The 20,544-nt window shown below is 71.6% G+C and carries 3 protein-coding genes; all 3 read right to left on the bottom strand.

The window, feature by feature from the left end; translation table 11 throughout:
- Positions 1–4 precede the first annotated feature (4 nt).
- Entirely contained in the window at positions 5–13,552 is a 13,548-nt protein-coding gene (locus Vgi01_RS23380; protein ID WP_204292379.1) for a non-ribosomal peptide synthetase, read from the bottom strand.
- A gap of 220 nt (positions 13,553–13,772) precedes the next feature.
- Entirely contained in the window at positions 13,773–18,578 is a 4,806-nt protein-coding gene (locus Vgi01_RS23375) for a condensation domain-containing protein (RefSeq protein WP_239089127.1), read from the bottom strand.
- Between the two features lie 148 nt (positions 18,579–18,726).
- Positions 18,727–20,544, bottom strand: coding sequence for a non-ribosomal peptide synthetase (locus Vgi01_RS23370; RefSeq protein ID WP_204292377.1), 1,818 nt, complete (start codon positions 20,542–20,544; stop codon positions 18,727–18,729).

Below are 20,544 nucleotides of genomic sequence, written 5' to 3'. Positions count from 1 at the left end.
TCTCTTATGCCAATTCGGCAAGTCTTGCGGCGAGCTTCTCGCCGATTTCCGCGAGTGGTTCCCGTTCGGTCATCCGAAGATGAGTGGTGGCCACGTCGTGCCACTCGATGACGCCGCTGAAGTGCTCTTCCCACAGTTTCGGTGCCGGGCCGTCGGCCACGCCGGCCCGGCCGGCGGAGAAGAACAGCAGGTCACCGGCGACCATCCCGGGCCGGTACGCGGCCATGATGTCGGCGTGGTTGACTGCGGCCCGGACCAGGGCGTGGACCTCCCCGGGGGTGAAACCGGCGAGCACCGGGTCGCGCCGGCGCAGGACCTCGACCACCGCCGCCGGGTCGTACCGGTCGAGGAGCCCGTCCGGCAGCTCACCGGTCTCTCCGTCGTCGTCGCCGAGCAGCATCAGCATGGTCTCGCGCTCGGTGCGCGGCCGGGCCGCCTCCTCGACGGACACCGGGTAGGCGTCCATCATGGCCAGCAGTTCGACCTCCTCGCCGGTCTGTTGCAGCGCAGTGGCCATCGCGTGTGCGACGACCCCGCCGAAGGACCAGCCGAGCAGCCGGTACGGGCCGTGCGGTTGCACCCGACGGATCTCCGTCAGGTACTCCTCGGCCAACTCGGCTACTCCTGCGGCCCGGTAGCCGGGCAGGCTCAGCGCCCGGGTCTGGAGGCCGTAGATCGGCTGCTCCGGGCCGAGGTGCCGGGCGAGTCCGGCGTACGACCAGCTCATGCCGGCGCCGGGGTGGACACAGAACAGCGGGCGGTGTCCACCGGACGGTTGCAGCGGCACCAGGACCTCGGAGGCTTCCCCGCGCCGCGTGCCGTCGAGCAGCCCGGCGACGGTCGGCCGGTCGAACAGGTCGCGGACCCGGATGTCGAGACCCATCGTGTCGCGGATCCGGCTGACCAGCTTGGTGGCGAGCAGTGAGTGTCCGCCGAGTTCGAAGAAGTTGTCGTCGACGTTGACCGCTGCGACGTCGAGGGTTTCGGCGAACAGGCCGCACATCAGGTGTTCGTCGGGGGTCCGGGGGGCTCGTCCGCTGCGTTGTCCCTGCTGAGGGGCGGGCAGGGCACGCCTGTCGAGTTTGCCGTTGGCGGTGACGGGGAGTTGGTCGAGTACCACCACCGCGTTCGGCACCATGAAGTCGGGCAACGTGCGGGCGGTGAGCTGACGTACGGTCGCCTCCCAGTCGCGTGGGGCGGCCGCCTGGGTGGGGACGACGTAGGCGACGAGTCGCTTGTCGCCTGGCCGGTCCTCGCGGACGACGACGGCGACCTGCCCGATGCCGGGGTCCTCGCCGATGGTGGCTTCGATCTCGGCCGGTTCGATGCGGAAGCCCCGGATCTTGACCTGACCGTCGGCTCGACCGATGAAGCGGAGTCGACCCTGGCTGGTCCAGGCGACGAGATCGCCGGTGCGGTACATGCGAGCGCCGTCGGGGTCGTACGGGTCGGCGACGAAGCGCTCGGCGGTCAGCCCCGGCCGTCCGAGGTAGCCGCGGGCGACCTGGTCGCCGGCGAGATAGAGCTCGCCGGTGGCGCCGAGGGGTACGGGGTTGAGGTGTTCGTCCAGGACGTAGGTGCGGTTGTTGTCGAGGGGACGGCCCAGGTGGATGCCGGGGAACTCGCTGCGGTTGGTGTCGAAGCGCTGGTGGTGTGAGGCGAAGGTGACTTCGGTGGGGCCGTAGCTGTGGACGACGACGGTGTTGGGGCAGTGGTCGAGGACTCGCTGCATGGCGGCTGGTGAGGCGGTGTCGCCGCCGGTCCAGACCTCTTCGAGTCGGGCGAGGGTGTCGAGTCCCTCGTCGGCCATGATGTGGAACAGGCCCATGGTGAAGTAGGCGGCGGTGATCTGGTGCCGGGTGATGGTGTCGGCTAGTTCTGCCAGGTCGGCGCCTTCTCCGGGGGCGATGACGAGTTCGCCGCCGAGGAGTAGTGGTACCCACATCTCGTAGGTGGAGGAGTCGAAGCCGTAGTTCGAGTGGACGAGCATCCGGCGGTGGTGGGCGGCGTTCCAGCAACGGTCGGCGGCGAGTTCGCGGACGTTGTGGTGGGTGACTCCGACCCCCTTGGGCCGGCCGGTGGAGCCGGAGGTGAACATGACGTACATCAGGGAGCGGTCGTCCAGGGGCAGGTTCAGGTCGTCGTCGCGGCCACCGGTCGGGCCGTCGAAGGGCACGATCACGGTGCCGTGCTCCCGCTCCGCGTCCTGGGCCGGGTTGGTCTCGGCGTGCCGGTCGACCAGCAGCACCGGAGCCGCCGAGTCCGTCATGATCGTGCGTACCCGGGCCGGTGGGAGGGTGCTCCCGACCGGCACGTACGCCGCACCGCACTTGAGGACCGCCAGGCTGGCCGCGATCAGATCCGCACCCCGGTGCATCAGGACGCCGACGGTGGACTGGGGTGTGACGCCGGCCGCGATCAGACGGTGGGCCAGCCTGTTGGCGCGTCGGTTCAGCTCGGCGTAGCTGATCCGCTGCTCGCCGAAGGTGACGGCGGTGTGGTCGGGGGTGCGCCGGGCCTGCTCCTGGAAGGCTTCGTGGACGCAGCCTCGGGTGGGCGGGACGGTGGTGTCGTTGTAGGCGACGAGGAGTTGGTGGCGTTCCTCAGCGCTGAGGAGGTCCAGTTCACCGACGCGCTGTTGCGGGTCGGCGACGGCCGAGTGCAGCAGTCGGGTGAGTCGTCCGGCGAGGAGTGCGGCGGTGTGCTCGTCGAACAGGTCGGTGGCGTATTCGAGGGCGCCGTCGAGTCCGGCGGGTGCGCCGGTGGCGTCGGTCAGCTCACCGACGGACAGGGTCAGGTCGAACTTGACGGTACCGATGGCCAACGGGATGTCGCTGCCGGCGAAGGGTGAACCCGTGGTGTCGGTCGGAGCGGTGTTGTTGACCATCAGCATGATCTGGAACAGGGGGTGGTGTGCGGTGGTGCGGGTGGGGTTGAGTTCTTCGACGAGGCGTTCGAAGGGGAGGTCCTGGTTGTCGTAGGCGGCGAGGTCGGTGTCGCGGACGCGGGTGAGTAGTTCGGTGAAGGTGGGGTTGCCGGTGAGGTTGGTGCGTAGGACGAGGGTGTTGACGAAGAATCCGACGAGGTTGTCGAGGGCTTCGTCGGTGCGTCCGGCGACGACGGTGCCGATGGGGATGTCGGTGCCGGAGCCCATTCGGGACAGCAGGGCGGCGAACGCGGCCTGCAACACCATGAACACCGACGTACCGGTGGTGCGGGCCACCCGCAGCAGCGCCGCATGGCCGGCCGCGTCCAGGGTGAACCGGACGGCGTCGCCACGGTGACTGGCACGGGCCGGCCTCGGCCGGTCGGCCGGGAGGTCCAGGACCTGCGGCGCGTCGGCGAGGGTGGTGCGCCAGTAGTCGAGTTGCCCGGCGAGCAGGCTGTCGGGGGCGTTCGCGTCGCCGAGGAGATCCCGTTGCCAGCGGGTGTAGTCGGTGTAGCTGACCGGCAGCGGAGTCCAGCCGGGTGCGTGGCCGGCGGCGCGGGCCTGGTAGGCGACGGTGAGGTCGCGCAGCAGGGGTGCCATGGAGGCGCCGTCGCCGGCGATGTGGTGGAGGACGACGACCAGCACCTGGGGAGCGCCGGTGGGTCGGAGGAGCCAGGTCTTCAGCATCGGATCGGTGCTGAGGTCGAAGACGTGTCCGACAGCGGCCTCGACGGCCGCGGGTAGCTGGTCGGGGGTGAGGTCCTCAACGGTCAGTCCTGGTCCGGGGTCATCGAGGATGACCTGGTGGGGTTCGCCGTCGATGGTGCGGAAGACCGTACGCAGGGCGTCCTGGCGGTGCAGGACGTCGGTCAGGGCGGCGGCCAGGACGTCCGCGTCGAGGTCGTGGTCCAGTTGGAGTGCGACGGGGATGTTGTAGACAGCGCTGGGGCCGTTGAGTTCGTTGATGAACCAGAGCCGGTGCTGGGCGTACGACAGCGGCACCGGACCGGTCGACTCGGTTGCCACCAGCGCGGGCCGTACGGGCGTGCCAGCCAGTTCCCGGATGCGGTGCAGCAGTCCGGCCGGGGTCGGAGCCTGGAACACGTCCCGCACCCCGATCTCGGTGCGGAAGACCACCCGGATCCGGTTCACCAGTCTGGTGGCGAGCAGTGAGTGTCCGCCGAGGTCGAAGAAGCCGTCGTCGACGCCGACTGCGGGGACGACCAGGGCCTCGGCGAACAGGTCGCACATGAGGTGCTCGTTGGGAGTACGGGGGGCACGTCCGGTGCTCTGGCCGTATTGCGGTGCGGGCAGGGCGCGACGGTCGAGTTTGCCGTTGGCGGCCAACGGCAGCCGCTCCAGCACCACGAAGGCGGCCGGCACCAGATGAGCGGGGAGTGTCTCGGCCGCGGCGCGGCGCAGCTCGGCCTCGTCCAGCTCCGACCCCTCCACAGCGGGCGTCAGGTACGCCACGAGCCGTTTGTCGCCGGGCCGGTCCTCACGAACGATCACGGCCACCCCGCCGACGCCAGGCTGTCGGGCGAGCACCGCCGCGATCTCACCGGGCTCGATCCGGAATCCCCGGATCTTGACCTGGTCGTCGGCCCGTCCGACGATCGCCACCGCGCCATCGCGGGTCCAGCGGGCCAGGTCGCCGGTGCGATACATCCGGGCGCCGGCTGGATCGAACGGGTTGGCGACGAAGCGCTCGGCGGTCAGCGCGGTCTGGCGCAGGTACCCGTCGGCCAGCCCGGTACCGGCGACATAGATCTCGCCGGTGACGCCGACCGGGACCGGCCGCAGCTCATCGTCGAGGATGTAGCAGGCGCGGTTGACAAGTGGCGCACCGACCGGGACCGGCGCATGGTCAGGCGGTGCCTGGACCTGGTGGCAGTTGGTGAAGATCATGCTCTCCACCGGCCCGTACGCGTGGATCAGGCGCTGTCGGGGCAGCAGACGGCGGGCCCGGGCCAGGTGCTCCACCGAGGGCGCCTCACCACCGGTCATCACCTGCCCGGCGGCGGCGAGCGTGTCGGGGTACTCGTCGAGCATGACGTTGAACAGCCCGGCCGACAGCCACATGGTGGTGATCCCGTGGCGGGCGACCAGCTCGGCGATCCGGGCCGGCTCCGGCCGCTGGCCGGGGTGCAGCACGCAGCTGGCGCCGTGCAGCAGCGGGCCCCAGAAGTCCAGCGCGAACGCGTCCCAGGAGACCGGCGCGCTCTGCAACCACACCTGGTCCGGTCCGAAGTCGACGAAGTCCTGTCCGGTGAGGGTTCCGACGATGGCCCGGTGGGACGCGAGCGCCCCCTTGGGCGTTCCGGTGGAGCCGGAGGTGAACATGATGCAGGCCGGGTCCCCGGGGTCGCCGGCAGGTAGGGCGGGCACATCCGCCGGTGCCGCACCGGGGACGGCGCCTGCCTCGTCGACCAGCACGGTGACTGCGGGACGCGCCGTGCCGAGCCGACCGGCCAGGTCGTTCGCGGTGACCAGCGCGGCCGGTGCGGCGTCGTCGGCCAGGGCGGTCAGCCGGGCGTCCGGAAATTCCGGATCGAGCAGGGCGTACGCGGCACCGGCGCGCAGCGTGGCGAGGACGGCGACGGCCATCGGCAGGCCACGCTCCAGCAGCACCCCCACGATGTCCCCGCGCCGTACGCCGACCGTCACGAGATGCCGGGCGAGCCGGTCGGCGGCGATGTCGAGTTCGGCGTACGTCATCCGGGTGTCGCCGTCGATAAGCGCGATCCGGTCCGGGCCGGTGGCGACCTGGTGGGCGAACACCTCGGTGACCCGCAGGTCCGGTGCGGAAACCCCGGTGTCGTTGAAGGTGTTCAGCAGGGTGTGACGCTGGTCGGCGGTGAGCAGGTCGTGCCGCCCGACGGGGGCGTCGGGTGCGGTGGCGAATGCGCCGAGCAGCCGGATGAAGGTGGCGCAGAGGTCGTGGACCGTCTCGGTGTCGAACAGGTCGGAGGCGTACTCGAGGATGCCGTCCATCCCGTCGGGGGCGCCGGTGGGGTCCTGCCGTTCGGCGACGGAGAGGGTCAGGTCGAACTTGACGGTGCCCATCTCGAACCCGACCTCGGTGCCGGCGAACGGGGATCCGTCGGAATCGGCCCCGACGGCGTTCCGGACCATCAGCATCACCTGGAACAGCGGGTGATGCGCGGTGGTGCGGGCCGGGTTGAGCTCCTCGACGAGACGCTCGAAGGGAATGTCCTGGTGCTCGTATGCGGCCAGGTCGGTCTCCCGAACCCGGGCCAGCAGTTCGGTGAAGGTGGGGGCACCGGAGACATCGGTCCGCAGCACGAGGGTGTTGACGAAGAACCCGACCAGGTCGTCGAGGGCCTCGTCGTCCCGACCCGCCACCACGGTGCCGATGGGGATGTCGGTGCCGGAGCCCGTCCGGGACAGCAGCACCGCGAAGGCGGCCTGCATCACCATGAACATCGACGTGCCGGCGGCACGGGCCACCTGACGCAGCGCGGCATGGGTGGCCGGGTCCACAGTGAACGGGACGCCGTCGCCCTGGTGGCTGGCCCGCGCCGGGCGGGGCCGGTCGGCGGGCAACTCCAGCACCTGCGGTGCGCCGGCCAGAGTGTGCCGCCAGAAGTCGAGCTGCCGGGCCAGGAGGCTGTCCGGGTCGTCGGCCGCGCCGAGCAGATCCCGCTGCCAGAGGGTGTAGTCGACGTACCGTACCGGCAGGGGCGCCCACTGCGGTTGCTGTTCCACGGTCCGCGCTGCGTACGCCGTCGACAGGTCCCGCAGCAGCGGTGCCATCGACATGCCGTCACCGGCGATGTGGTGCAGGACCACCACCAACACCTGGGGCGCACCGGCCGGGCGCAGCAGCCAGACCCGTACGGGGATCTGCGTGGCCAGGTCGAAGACGTGTCCGGCCGCCGCGTCCACCGCCGCCGACACCTCGTCGGGGGTCAGGTCCCGCACGGTCACCTCGGGGCGTACCCCGTCGAGAACGACCTGATGGGGCTCGCCGTCGGTGACCTGGTAGACGGTGCGCAGCACCTCCTGCCGTTCGACGACGTCGGCGAGGGCCGCCGCCAGGACGTCCGGGTCGATCGCCTGGTCCAGTCGGATGGCGACGGGGATGTTGTAGATCGCACTCGGGCCGTCGAGTTCCCCGAGGAACCAGAGACGGCGCTGCGCGTAGGACAACGGCACCGGGCCATCCGGTGTGGACGCCACCAGCGCAGGCCGCACGGGCGTACCGGCCAGCTCACGGATCCGGTCGAGAAGCCCAAGCGGGGTCGGCGTTCCGAAGACGTCCCGGACACCGATCTCCGTTGCGAAGACCGCCCGGATCCGGTTCACCAGTCTGGTGGCCAGCAGAGAGTGTCCGCCGAGAGTGAAGAAGCCGTCGTCGATGCCGACCGTGGGAACTCCGAGGACCTCGGCGAAGAGGTCGCACATGAGCTCCTCGTTCGGGGTGCGGGCGGCACGGCCGACGCGCTGCTGCTGCTGGGGGGCGGGCAGGGCGCGGCGGTCGAGTTTGCCGTTGACGGTGACCGGTAGCTGATCAAGGACCACCACCGCCGAGGGGACCATGTAGTCGGGCAGGGTCCGTGCGGTTCGTTGCCGTACGGCCGCCTCCCAGTCGGCGTCGGTGCGGGCGGCTGCCCCGTGGGCGGGCGCGATGTACGCGACGAGCCGCTTGTCGCCGGGCCGGTCCTCGCGGACGATCACGGCGACCTGACCGATGGCCGGATCCGCGGTGATGGTGGCTTCGATCTCGGCGAGTTCGATGCGGAAGCCGCGGAGTTTGACCTGCCCGTCCGCGCGGCCGACGAAGCGCAGCTCACCCCGACCGTTCCAGGCGACGAGGTCACCGGTGCGGTACATCCGGCCGCCGGCCGGGTCGAACGGGTCGGCGACGAAGCGTTCGGCGGTCAGCCCCGGCCGGCCAAGGTAGCCGCGGGCGACCTGCTCGCCGGCCAGATACAGCTCGCCGGTGCCGCCCAGGGGCACCGGGCGCAGCCGCTCGTCGAGCACGTACGTGCGGTTGTTGTCCAGCGGCCGGCCCAGGTGGACCCCGCCGAACTCGCCCCGGTCGGTGTCGAACCGCTGCTGGTGGGAGGCGAAGGTGACCTCGGTCGGGCCGTAGCTGTGCACCAGCACCGTGTCCGGGCAGTGTTCCAGCACCCGCGCGACGGCGGCGGGGGAGGCCACGTCACCTCCGGTCCAGACCTCCTTCAACCGGGCCAGGGTGTCCAGCCCTTCGTCGGCCATGATGTGGAACAGGCCCATGGTGAAGTAGGCGGCGGTGACGTCGTACCGGGTGATGGTGCGCGCGATCTCCGCCAGGTCGGCGCCTTCGCCTGCCGCGATGACGAGTTCGCCGCCGAGCAGCAGCGGCACCCACATCTCGTAGGTGGAGGAGTCGAAGCCGTAGTTGGAGTGCACAAGCATCCGCCGATGGTGTGCCGCGTTCCAGCAGCGGTCGTTGACGAGTTCGCGAACGTTGTGGTGGGTGACACCCACGCCCTTGGGGCGACCGGTGGAGCCGGAGGTGAACATGACGTACATCAGGGACTGATCGTCCAACGGCAGGTTCAGGTCGTCATCGCGACTGCCGGTCTGATCATCGGTCGGGCTGTCGAAGGCGACGACGACGGTGCCGTGTGTGTGCTCTTCGGCCAGTGCGGGGTTGGTGCTGGCGTGGCTGTCGACCAGGAGTACGGGGGCGTTCGCGTCGGTCATGATGGTGCGTACGCGGGCTGGTGGCAGGGTGGTGCCGACCGGTACGTAGGCGGCTCCGCACTTGAGTACGGCGAGGCTGGCGATGACGAGGTCGGCGCCACGGTGCATGAGGACGCCGACGGTGGATTGTGGTGCGACGCCGGCCGCGACGAGTCGGTGGGCCAGCCTGTTGGCGCGTCGGTTCACTTCGGCGTAGGTGAGTTGTTGTTCGCCGAAGGTGACGGCGGTGTGGTCGGGGGTGCGCCGGGCCTGCTCCTGGAAGGCTTCGTGGACGCAGCCCCGGGTGGGCGGGACGGTGGTGTCGTTGTAGGCGACGAGGAGCTGGTCCCGCTCCTCGTCGCTGAGCAGGTCGAACTCGCTGACGCGTCGGCGCGGGTCGGCCACGGCGGCGGTCAGTAGCCGGGCGAACCGGTCGGCCAGCAGCGCGGCGGTGTGCTCGTCGAACAGGTCGGTGGCGTACTCGAGGAAGCCGTTCAGTCCGGCGGGGGCGCCGCTGGTGTCCGCCTGTTCGCGGATGGAGAGGGTCAGGTCGAACTTGACGGTGCCGATGTCGAAGGGGATCTCCGTACCGGCGAAGGGCGATCCGTCGGGATCGGGCTGGGCGGTGTTGCCGACCATCAGCATGATCTGGAACAGGGGGTGGTGTGCGGTGGTGCGGGTGGGGTTGAGTTCTTCGACGAGGCGTTCGAAGGGGAGGTCCTGGTTGTCGTAGGCGGCGAGGTCGGTGTCGCGGACGCGGGTGAGTAGTTCGGTGAAGGTGGGGTTGCCGGTGAGGTTGGTGCGTAGGACGAGGGTGTTGACGAAGAATCCGACGAGGTTGTCGAGGGCTTCGTCGGTGCGTCCGGCGACGACGGTGCCGATGGGGATGTCGGTGCCGGAACCCATCCGGGACAGCAGGGCGGCGAACGCGGCCTGCAACACCATGAAGATGGTCGTGCCGCTGTCAGTGACGAGTCGCAGCACCGCCCGGTGCATGTCCGCGTCGAGCCGGAACGGCACCGCACCCCCGCGGTGGCTCGCCTGGGCCGGTCGGGGCCGGTCGGCGGGCAGGTCGATTACCTGGGGGGCCCCGGTCAACGTCTCCCGCCAGAAGGTCAACTGCCGATTCAGCAGGCTGTCGGGGTCGTCGGCGTCGCCGAGGAGGTCGCGTTGCCAGAGGGTGTAGTCGGTGTAGGTGACCGGCAGTGGGGCCCAGTCGGGCGTGCGGCCTGCCAGGCGGGCCTGGTAGGCGGTGGTGATGTCACGCAGCAGGGGAGCCATGGAGGAGCCGTCCCCGGCGATGTGGTGCAGGACCACGACCAATACCTGGGCGGCGTCGGCGGGGCGCAGCAGCCAGGTCTTCAGCATCGGGTCGGCACTCAGGTCGAAGACATGTCCGACGGCGGCTTCGACGGCTGCGGGTACCTCGTCGGCGGTGAGGTCGAGGACGGTCAGCCCTGAAGCGGGGTTGTCGAGGACGACCTGGTAGGGCTCGCCGTCGACGGTGCGGAAGACGGTACGCAGCGCCTCCTGGCGGTGGATGACGTCGGCCAGGGCGGCGGCCAGAACCTCCGCGTCGAGGTCGTTGTCGAGTTGGATCGCGACGGGGATGTTGTAGATGGCGCTGGGGCCGTTCAGCTCGTTGATGAACCACAGCCGGTGCTGCGCGTACGACAACGGCAACCGCTCCGTCGGCGCCGCGGCCACCAGCGCGAGCCGCTCCCGAGCGGTCAGCTCGCCGATCCGGTGACCCAGCGCGGCAGGGGAGGGGGCGAGGAAGATGTCGCGGATGCCGACCTCGACATCGAGTACCGACCGGATCCGGTTGACCAGCCGGATCGCGAGCATGGAGTGTCCACCGAGGGCGAAGAAATCGTCGCCCGGGGCCACCGTGGGCAGGCTCAGCACCTCGGCGAACAGGTCACACAGGACCGGGGTACGGGGACAGCCGTCGTGCCCGCCGACGAATACGGGAACCGCGACCGGGCGGGTACGGGCGGCGCGGCGCCGCTCCTCCAGGCCCGCCTGCTCGGCGTCGGTGAGCACGTCGAGGGTGCTGACCGGGGTGCTCGGGTCGGTGGTGGCGGCCCGCAGCAGCCGCAGGTACGTCTCCAGCATCAGGGCCGCGGTGTCGGCGTCGAACAGGTCCACGTCGTACTGGAGCCAGATTTCGACCTCGGCGTCGTCGGCGGTGGCGATGCAGGACAAGCTGAGGTCGAACTTGGCGGTGTCGAGGCCGGCCGGGGCGATCCGGCCGTCGAGGTCGAGGATCCGCAGCTGGTCCGGGGTGGACGTGTTGACGGTCAGCATCACCTGGAAGAACGGATGGTGCGCCAGCGACCGGACCGGGTTGAGTCGCTCCACCAGCAGGTCGAACGGGACCTCGGCGTGCGCGTACGCGGCGAGATCGTTGTCGCGTACCCGGACGACCAGGTCGGCGAAGCTGGGGTCGTCGGAGAGGTCGGTGCGCAGCACGGCGGTGTTGACGAAGAAGCCGATGAGGTCGTGCAGCGCCTCGTCGCCGCGTCCGGCGACGGGGGTACCGACCGGCACGTCAGGGCCGACGCCGAGCCGGGTGAGGGTGGCCGCGAGCGCGGCGTGGAAGAGCATGAACGCGCTGGCCTGGTGGGTGTTGCCGAGGTTGCGCAGGCGCTGGTGGGTGTCGGCGTCGAGGACCGCGCACAGCGAGGCGCCCCGGTGGCCGAACTCGACCGGGCGGGGCCGGTCCAGTGGCAGATCGAGCACGGCCGGCAGATCGGCAAGGGTTTCGCGCCACCAGGACAGGTGCCGCGCCATCAGGCTCTCCGGCTGGTCGGCGTCGCCGAGCAGTTCCCGCTGCCAGAGGGCGTAGTCGGCGTACTGGACGGGCAGCGGCTCGAAGTCCGGTTCCGTTCCGGCCAGGCGGGCCCGGTAGGCGATCTCCAGGTCGCGCAGCATCGGGGCCAGTGACCAGCCGTCGGTGGCGATGTGGTGCACCAGCACCACCAGCACCGAGCGCTGCGGCGTGTCGACGAGCAGCAGGGACCGCAGTGGCGGCTGCGTCGCGATGTCGAAGGTGCCGTCGACGAACTCGGCCAACCGGGTGTCGACGTCGTCGCCATGGCAGTCCTGCACGACCAGCAGCCGGGGGTCGGGGTCGTCGAGGATCCGCTGGACGGGTGTGCCGTCGACCGAGGGGTACACGGTGCGCAGCACCTCGTGCCGGGTCACCAGGTCGGTCAGCGCAGCGGCCAGCGCCTGCTGGTCCGGCACCCCGTCCAGTTCGATCACCAGCGGCATGTTGTACGTCGCGGTCGGGCCCTCCATGGCGTGGAGGAACCACAGCCGGTGTTGGGAGTAGGACAGCGGGATGAGTTCCTCGCCGGCCTCGGGCAGGTACTCGGCCGACCCCGAGCCGGCGAACGGCTCGGCGGGAGTGGGGCCACCCGGCCCGGACGCCGGAGTGGCCCGCAGCGTGCCCCGGTCGATCTTGCCGGTGCTGCTGCGGGGCAGGGCACCCACGAGCCGGACCACGCCGGGCACCGCAGCGGCGGGCAGCCGCTGCGCGAGATAGCCGCGGACCTCGTCCGCGCTGACCGTGCCGGCCACGTACGCCACCAGGCGCTTCATGCCGTTGCCGAGGTCCTGGGCGACGACGGCGCATTCGCGCACCCCGTCGAGGCCGAGCAGGACCGACTCGACGGCCGCCGGATCGATCCGGTGCCCGTTGATCTTGACTTCGTCGTCGAGGCGGCCCAGGTAGTCCAGTTGACCGTCGTCCCGGACCCGGACCCGGTCACCCGTGCGGTAGGCGGGCTGCCCGCCAAGGGTGGTGAACCGGTCAGCGGTCAGTTCCGGGCGACCCAGATAACCGTCAGCGAGCGCGCCGCCGAGCAGCCACAGCTCACCGTCCACGACGGCCGCCCGCACCCCGGGCAGGGGCAGCCCGATCGGAACCTCGTCGGCGTCGTCGTGCCCGGACAGGTCGGCCACCGTCGCGACCACGGTCGCCTCGGTCGGCCCGTACGTGTTGAGCAGCCGTACCCGGTCGCCGACGGCCTGCCGCCAGCGGGCCACCCGCTCGGGTAGCGCCGCCTCACCACCGATGATCACGGTCTGGAGGGTCGGGGGTAGTTCGGCGACCCCGGTGGCGAGCGCGTACGCCAGCTCGTGCCAGTACGCCGTCGGCAGGTCCAGAACGGTGATCCCGTGTCGGACACAACCGGCCAGCAGCGCCGGTACGTCGAGCATGTCGTCGTCGCGCAGCACGAGTGTGCCGCCGGCGGTGAGGGTCAGGAAGATCTCCTCGACGCTGGCGTCAAAGTGCAGGGGGGCGAACTGGAGCATCCGGTCGTCGGCGGTGACACCGTACCGGCAGGTCGCTCCGGCGACGAAGTGTGCCAGGGCGGCCTGTCCGACGAGGACGCCGTTGGGCGTTCCGGTGGAACCGGAGGTGTAGATGACGTAGGCCGTACCGGCTGGCACGCCTGCCCCGCTGAGCACCACCTCGCCCTGCGCGATCACCTGGGCCAGGGCCGGCGGCGTCCCCGCGCAGGCGTCGGCGAGGATCGCCTCGTTGCGGGCGGCCGGCGCAGCCGGGTCCAGCGGCAGGTATGCGGCTCCGGTACGCAGCACGGCCAGGACCGAGACGATCGCCTCCACACTGCGGGCCCGGCAGACGGTCACCAGCCGGCCAGGTCCGGCACCCTCGGCGTGCAACAGTTCGGCGCGCAGTGCGACAGCCGCGTCCAACTCCGCGTAGCTGAGGCGGGTCGCCCCGGCGACCAGGGCCGGGCGGTCCGGGTCGACGGCGACCCGCTGCGCGAACGCCTGCGACACGCCGACGACCGGCCCGGTGAGCGGCCCGCCGTTGAGGACCGTGCTCGCCCGACGGTCGTCGCGGCCCGGCCCGGCCTGGACAACCGGTTCCGCGTAGTCGATCGATGGCATTGCACTTCCTCCTGCGGTTTGCGGACGGGGTGGGCCCCGGACGGTCGCGTGTCTAACTCCAAAGTGGACAGAACTGGTGCCGCGTCCGGCCGTCGACTGCCGGCGGAGAGGGCCCGCCGGAAGGAAAAAGCCCCGGCGGTGCGCTGACATCAGGCTAGTCAGCACACCACCGGGGCAGCGGCAGTCGGCGCGGCAGGATGCTCCCGCCGCCGGGGCAGGTCTACCGCACGCCGGCTCGACGGCGCAGGGTCGGCCGGGCCGGCGTCACGGTGGCCGTCAGCCGTTCCACGAGCGCCGCCACGGTCGGCGCCTGGAACACGTCCCGGATCGTCACCTCGACCGACAACGTCGACCGAATCCGGTTGACCAGTCGCACCGCCAGCAGCGAGTGCCCGCCGATGCGGAAGAAGTTGTCGTCGAAACCGACCGGACGCCCACCGAGCAACTCCGAGAAGATTTCCCGCAGCACCTCCTCGCGCGGATCCCGGGCGGTCTTCCCGGCACCGGTGTCCTCCGGGCCGGGCAGCGCACGGTGATCGAGTCGACCGTCTCCGGTGAGCGGAACCGTCGTCAACACCACGACCCGCGCGGGCACCAGGTGCTCCGGCAGAAGCTGCGCGACATGCCGCCGCACCTGCGCGACATCGACCGACGACGTCGTCGGCACGACGTGCGCCACCAACTGCTCGCCACCATCGGCCTCTGCCCGGACGGACACCACCGCCCAGCGCACCGACGGATGGCTGATCAACGCCGTACTCACCCGCTGCGGGTCGACCGGCACCCCGTTGCAGGTCGGCGCGGCGACCGGCCCGTGCACCCGCAGGCCACCCTCGGCGGACCAACTCGCCGAGGTGCCGGTGGCGAACATCCGGCCACCACCCGCATCGGCGACGAAGCGGGCGGCGGTGGCACCGGGCCGGTCCGGGTAGCCGTCGGCGAGTCCGGGACCGCACAGGAACAACTCGCCCCGGACCCCGGCGGGCACCGGCCGCAGCCGACCGTCGAGGACGTGACAGCGCAGCCCGTCCTGCGCCACCGGCACATCCGGACCGACCGGCGGTGTGTCGACCACCCGGCCCAGCGCCCACCATCCGCCCTCGACGCCGCCGTACCCGTGCACCAGGCGCAGCGTGGGATGACGATCACGGGCCAGGGCCAGGTGGGCCGCCGCCGTACGACCGGTGACAAGGATCTGCCGTAGCCGGGTCAGCACCTGTGGGTGTTCCTCGACGAGCAGCGCGAACAGCTCCGCGGTGACCGTGAGGCTGGTGACGCCCTGCTCGGCGACCAGCCGCGCCAGCCGGGCGGCGGACGGCGGAGTCGGTGCCGGCAGCACGCATGTCGCTCCGGTGCTCAACGCGGACCACAGCGGCATCATGAACTCGCCACCGGCCGGTGCGGCCCACCCCAGCCAGACCTGAGCGGCGTCGGTGTCGAGTCCGGCGCGCCGTGCCGCGCCGACCAGTGCCCGATGCGGATATCGCACCGCACGCGGCCCGTCCGCGTCATCGACCACCAGTACGACGGCCCCGTCGCCGGGGTCGCGTGGCCCGGGCGGTGGGGCGGCCGACCGCTCACGCCAACCATCCACGTCGGTCAGCACCGTACGGCCGACCCGCAGCCCGGCCAGCCGGGTCGCCTGGTCCGACGTGGTCACCACCGCGGCGAGCACGACCGTACGGATGTGGGCGGCCAGCCTGTCATCGCGTGCCGCCGGGTCGAGCGGCAGGTACGTCGCCCCGGCCCGCAGCGCGGCGAGCACGGCCACTGCCAACGTCGGACCCGCCTCCAGGAGCACACCGACGGTGTCCCCCCGACGTACGCCGCGCGCGGCCAGGTGCGCGGCGAGCCGGTCGGCGTCGGCGTCCAGATCGGCGTACCGGATCCGGTCGGACCCGGTCACCACCGCGACGGCCTGCGGGTTGTCGGCGGCGTGCCTCGCGACCAGGTCGGCGAGCCCGACCGACTCGGCCCGGCAGCCGTGTTCGGCCGCGGGGCCGTAGCGTCGGCGCTCGGCGGGGGTGAGGACGTCGAGGTCGTCGATCCGGGTGCCGGGGTCCGCCGTCACCGCACGTAGCAGCTGGACGAAGCGGTCGGCCAGCAGCTGCGCCGTGGCCGGGTCGAACAGGTCGGCGGCGTACTCCAGCGCACCCTTGAGGCCCTTGGGCGCACCCCCGTCGAACTCCTCCCGTACTCCCAGGGTGAGGTCGAACTTCGCGGTGCCGGTGTCGAACGGGACCTCGGTGCCGGCCAGCGCGCTCGGCCCGGCCGCGCCGTTCTGCACGCTGCCGGTGTTCTGCAGGACCAGGGTGACCTGGACCAGCGGGTGGTGTGCGGTGGACCGGTTCGGGTTGAGTTCCTCGACGAGGCGTTCGAAGGGTAGGTCCTGGTTGTCGTAGGCGGCGAGGTCGGTGTCGCGGACCCGGGCGAGCAGCTCGGTGAAGGTGGGGTCGCCGGAGACGTCAGTACGCAGGACGAGGGTGTTGACGAAGAATCCGACGAGGTTGTCGAGGGCTTCGTCGGTGCGTCCGGCGACGACGGTGCCGATGGGGATGTCGGTGCCGGAGCCCATGCGGGACAGTAGGGCGGCGAACGCGGCCTGCAACACCATGAACACCGTCGTACCGCTGTCGCGCGCCGTACGCAGCACCGCACGGTGCAGATCCGCGTCCATTCCGAACGGCACCACGTCACCGCGGTGGCTCGCCTGGGCCGGGCGGGGCCGGTCTGCGGGCAGGTCGAGGACCTGCGGTGCCCCGGCGAGCGTGGTGCGCCAGAAGTCGAGCTGCCGTGCCAGCGCGCTGTCCGGATTTCCGGCACCGCCGAGCAGATCACGCTGCCAGAGCGTGTAGTCGGCGTACTGCACGGGCAGCGGCTCCCAGCCCGGCGCCGTACCGGCCAGTCGCGCCTCGTAGGCCACGGCGAGATCCCGCAGCAGCGGCCCGGTCGACCAGCCGTCACCGGCGATGTGGTGCACCAGCACCACAAGCAGTTGACCGCCGTCGTCACAGCGCAGCAGCCACACCCGCAACGGGATCTGGGTGCCGAGGTCGAAGACGTGTCCGGTCGCCGCGTCGATCACCGCAGGCAGGTCGGCGACCGGCACGTCCAGCACGGTCACCTCGGGCTGGGCGCGGTCCAGCACGACCTGGCACGGCTCACCGTCGATGACCGCGTACACGGTGCGCAGCACCTCGTGCCGGTCCGCCACGTCGCGGACCGCCTCGGTCAGCGCCGCCGGTTGCAGCGGCCGGTGCAGGCGCAGCACCACCGGGATGTTGTACATCCGGCTGGCCCCGCCCATCTCGTCGAGGAACCACAACCGGCGTTGCGCGTACGACAGCGGCAGCAGGTCCGGCCGGACCGCGGGGGCCAGTGGCGGGCGCGCCCCGGTCCCGGCCAGGGTCCCGATCCGGCGGTCCAGGCCGGCGACCGTGGGGTCCACGAAGAAATCTCGCAGCCCGACCTCCACGCCCAGCACCGCCCGGACCCGGTTGACCAGTTTGATGGCGAGCAGGCTGTGGCCGCCGCGGCGGAAGAAGCTGTCGTGGCGGCCGATGCGGTCCACGCCCAGCGCGTCGGCGAACAGCCCGCAGAGGATCTCCTCCCGCAGGCTCGTCGGCCCGTCGTCCGGCAGGTCCGGCCGACGTACCCGGGTGGCGTCGACCCGGGCGATCCGCTCGGCGAATCCGGCGCGTTCGGTGTCGGTGACGACGTCGAGGGCACCGACCGTGGTGGTCGGGGCGAGGGCCACGGCCCGCAGCAGCCGCAGGTACACGCCGAGCATCGACTCCACGGTGGCACGGTCGAACAGGTCCACCGGGTACTGGAACTCCACCTGCACACCGGTCGGTGTGCCGTCGGAGTCGCGCAGCTCGGTGCAGTAGACCGTCAGGTCGAACTTGGCCACCTCGAGATCGACCGGGAGGCTCCGGGCGGGCAGGTCACCGAGGCGCAGGTCGGTCGGGGTGTGCGTACCGACGGTCAGCATCACCTGGAAGAACGGGTGCTGTCCCGGTGCCCGGACCGGGTTGAGCTGCTCCACCACCAGGTCGAACGGCACCTCCTCGTGGGCGTACCCGGCCAGGTCCGCGTCGCGTACCCGGGCCAGCAGGTCGACGAAGGTCGGGTCGCCGGAGACGTCGGTGCGCAGCACCACCGAGTTGGCGAAGAAGCCGACGAGATCGTGCAGGGCCTCGTCGGAGCGGCCGGCGACCGGAGCGCCGACCGGTACGTCGGTGCCCGACCCGATCCGGGTCAGGGCGGCGGCCAGGGCGGCCTGCATGGTCATGAAGGTGCTGGCCCGCTGGGACCGGGCGAGGTCGACCAGGCGGCGGTGGGTGTCGGCGTCGAGCAGGCCGGTGACGGTGCCGCCGCGCCCGGAGGCGCCCGTCGCGCGGGGCCGGTCGAACGGCAGCGGCAGCGCCGACGGGGAACCGGCCAGGTTCTCCCGCCACCAGGCCAGGGACCTGGACAGTTCGCTGTCCGGATCGTCCACCTGCCCCAGCAGTTCCCGCTGCCAGAGGGTGTAGTCGGCGTACTGCACCGGCAGCGGTTCCCAGTCCGGTGCCGCACCGGCCAGCCGGGCCCGGTACGCGGTGGACAGGTCCCGCAGCAGCGGGGCGATCGACGCCCCGTCGGTGGCGATGTGGTGCAGCAGCAGCACCAGCACCGACTCGTCGGGGCGGGCGACGAACAGCCGGACCCGCAGCGGGCCCTGCTCGGCCAGGTCGAAGGTGCCGACGCAGAAGCGCCGCACCTCGGCGTCGACCTCCTGCGGTGCGCACCGCTGGACCGGGACCGCGACGGTGGCCGTGGGCAGGACCCGCTGCACCGGCTCACCGTCGACCATCGCGAAGGCGGTACGCAGCACCTCGTGCCGCTCGACCACGTCGGTGAGCGCCGCCGTCAGCACCTCGGGGTCGGGCACCCCGGACAGGGCCAGCACCACTGGAGCGTTGTAGGTCGACGACGGGCCTTCCAACCGGTTCAGGAACCACAACCGGCGTTGCGCGTACGACATCGGGATCACGGGAACTCCTCCTGCTCGGCCACGACCCGACTACCGCCGCGCAGCCGTGGAACTCACGAAAGTCAATGTCCGGATAGGGGCGGCGTGCGAGCCGTCCGAGCAGCGCCGGTACGGCTCGCACGCCGGTGGTACGTGCCGGTCAGGCCGAGGCCGACGGCTCCAGCCGGGCTTCGATGGCCCGGGCCAGGTCCCGCAGTCGCGGGTTCTCGTAGACGGCGCGGATGGGCAGACTCAGGCCGAGTTCCGCGCGGACCCGGGAAACCAGCTTGATCGCCAGCAGCGAGTGGCCGCCGAGCTTGAAGAAGTTGTCCTCGGCGCTGATCGACGGCTGCCGCAGCACCTGGGACCAGACCCGGGCGATGAGCTCCTCGACCGGGCCGGTCGGGGACACACCGGAGGGCACCTGCGGTGCGGGGGTGAGGGTGGGAGCGGGCAGGGCCGCCCGGTCGAGCTTGCCGCTGTTGGTGCGCGGGAAGCGGTCGACGGCGACGAACGCGCCCGGCACCATGTACCCGGGCAGGCTGCGCGCCGTCCACTCGCGCAGCGCCGCCGCGTCCACCGGCGCGGCCGGCCGGTAGTAGGCGACGAGCAGTTGCCCGTCCTCCTCGTGCACCAGCACGGCCGTCTCGGCCACCGCCGGGTGGGCGCCGACCACCGACTCGATCTCACCCAGTTCCATCCGGTGGCCGCGTACCTTCACCTGGCTGTCGACCCGGCCGAGGAACTCCAGCCGGCCGTCGGGCAGCTGCCGGCAGCGGTCCCCGGTGCGGTACATCCGGGTGCCGTCATCGGAGTCGAGGTCGGCGACGAACCGCTCGGCGGTCAGGCCGGGGCGGCGGCGGTAGCCGCGACCGACCCGCGACCCGGCCAGGTAGAGCTCCCCGACCTCGCCGGGGGTGACCGGGGCCAGGGTGTCGTCGAGCACCCGCAGCCGCAGGCCGGGCAGGACGGTGCCGATGTGCGGGGCCCGGTCCGAGGTGATCCGGCCGACGGTGGCGTCGACAGTGCACTCGGTGGGCCCGTACGCGTTGACCGCGCGCAGGATCCCGGCGTCGACCAGCTCACCGAGCCGACCCCACAGGGTCGGGCTGATCGGTTCGCCACCGACGATCAGGGTCAGCGGCCGACCCTCGGCACCGCGCGGAGAGGCGGCCAGGTGCTCCAGCAGCAGCTCCAGATGCGACGGAGTGATGTCCAGGTCGGTGAGCGGGTACCGCTCGACGAGTGCCCCGAGCAGCGCCGGGTCGGTACGGGTCTGCTCGTCGAGCACCACCACCGTGTCGCCCCGGCAGATCCGGATCCACTGCTGCACGGAGGCGTCGAAGGAGGGCGAGGCGTTCCAACCAACCGTGCCCGGACCGGGGCGTACGACCCCGGTGGACTCCAGTTCGGCCAGCAGCGAGGCGAGCGCGCCCCGGCTGATCTCGACGCCCTTGGGGCGGCCGGTGGAGCCGGAGGTGTAGATGACGTACGCCAGGGTGTCCGGGCCGACCGGCACGGGCGCGTACCCGCCGGTCGGCGCGTCGTCCGGGGTGGCCAGCGCCGCCAGGGACACCTGCGGGGTCGACGCGGTGAGGGGCTCGGTGTCCCCGTCGACGATCAGCAGGTCGGCGCGGGCGTCGTCGACGAGATAGCGGCGTCGGTCGACGGGCAGCTGCGGGTCGACCGGCAGGTACGCCGCGCCTGCGGTCATGGTGCCGAGCAGGGCCGCCACCAGGTCGACTCCGCGGGGCAGGCCGAGGGCGACGACGCTCTCCGGACCGACGCCGCGGGCGGTGAGACGGCCGGCGACGACGCCGACGCGCTCCCGCAGCTGTCCGAAGGTGAGGCTGGTGTCGCCGCAGACGACGGCCACCCGGTCGGCCGGCACGTCGGCCAGCCGGTCGAGCAGGTCCGCTGCCGGCACCGCCGCGACGGTGGGCTCGGCCATTGGGGCGTTGATCAGTGCGCTGGTCAT

It is taken from the genome of Micromonospora gifhornensis, from assembly GCF_016863515.1.
GTDB classification, from domain to species: Bacteria; Actinomycetota; Actinomycetes; order Mycobacteriales; family Micromonosporaceae; genus Micromonospora; species Micromonospora gifhornensis.
Note: the sequence above shows the minus strand (reverse complement) of the source record. Positions and strands in the feature narration are given on the sequence as shown.